At 65.6% G+C, this 1,176-nt stretch carries 2 protein-coding genes; both read right to left on the bottom strand.

The features are described 5' to 3' along the window. Window positions 1–22: 22 nt before the first annotated feature. Window positions 23–628 (bottom strand): IS630 family transposase, encoded by a 606-nt coding sequence (locus AB0N02_RS47350; RefSeq protein ID WP_363961775.1) that lies wholly within the window; start codon window positions 626–628, stop codon window positions 23–25. Then, complete coding sequence (locus AB0N02_RS47345; RefSeq protein ID WP_363961773.1) at window positions 553–1,098, bottom strand: winged helix-turn-helix domain-containing protein; 546 nt, start codon at window positions 1,096–1,098, stop codon at window positions 553–555. The genes AB0N02_RS47350 and AB0N02_RS47345 overlap by 76 nt, the downstream gene beginning before the upstream one ends. Between the last annotated feature and the right edge of the window lie 78 nt (window positions 1,099–1,176).

The following is a 1,176-nucleotide window of genomic DNA, read 5'->3' as shown; positions in this document are numbered from 1 at the left end:
TACCGAGCAAGAAAGCTGAGGGTTACACCGGATCGGAGACCATGAGTCCGGTCTGAGCGACGAACCCGGTCAAGAGCTCGGGCTGGTACTGCATGCGTTTGAGCCGGTGTTTGATCAACGCGGTGAGCTCGTCGATACCGCGGACGGCGAAGTTGAGCAGTGCGGTGCGCAAACTCGACCAGATGCCCTCGGCCGGGTTGAGATCAGGGGCGTATGGCGGTAGCCGGTAAACCAGCAGCCAGTCGGCGTGGGCGGCGATCCAAGAGCGCATGTGGGCGCTGACGTGCTCGGGCAGACTGTCCCACACCAGCGAGATCGGACCGTCGAGCTGGACGTGGGCCGCCTGGAGCAGGTCCGCGAAATCGGCTGCGGCGAAGCCCTTCTTCTCGCCCTTGCGCCGATGGTAGGTGATCGTGCGATAGATCAACCTGACGCGCTCGCCGGGCTTGACGCAGATCAGGGCGGCGATCGAGACGCGGCCGTGGTCGCCGTAGGACACCTGAAGCACCGGGGTCTGACCTTTACGGGCCCAGGTTCGTCCTCGGGGCGGCTTCAGGCTCCGGCCGGACTCATCGGCGAAGACGAGCCAGGAGTTCCAGGCCGCCCGGGTGCTTTTATCGCAGGCCACGCTCCCTTCACCCAGTCGGCGACCTGCTTCTCATCGCGCCGGACGGCTCGATGCGCCGGCACCTGAAACGACCAGCCCAGCCGCTTGAGCAGGTAGGCCACCCCGCGCGGGGTGTAGGAGACATGGAATGTGCGGGCGATCAGCGCCGTGATGCGTGGAGTGGTCCAGCGCTGGTCGTTCCAGCCGTGGGCCCGCGCGCCCTCGTCCAGGAGCGCCTCCAGCCGTCTCAGCTGTGCCTGGGTGAGTTTGCAGCCGGTTCCGGCGGCTCCTTTGGAGATCAGTGCCGCCTTGCCGCCGCGTTTCCACAGCGCGTGCCATTCGTAGGCGGACTTACGGGTGATGCCCAGCAGCCGGGCTACCCGAGGCGGTGTGATCTTCCCGGAGAACATGTCCGCAGCCTGGAATCGCAGTGTCTGCCGCCGGGCTCGTTCCTGCGCGGACAGTCCTCCGCTTCTATCGGAGTACCTCATGCTTTCAGGCTGTCACCAGGGCAAGCAGCGCCCAGCGGGTACCTGGCATTACGTCACGCCCGCACTTCTTGATCAGTA

The organism is Streptosporangium sp. NPDC051022, assembly GCF_040683035.1.
Lineage (GTDB): Bacteria > Actinomycetota > Actinomycetes > Streptosporangiales > Streptosporangiaceae > Streptosporangium.
Note: the sequence above shows the minus strand (reverse complement) of the source record. Positions and strands in the feature narration are given on the sequence as shown.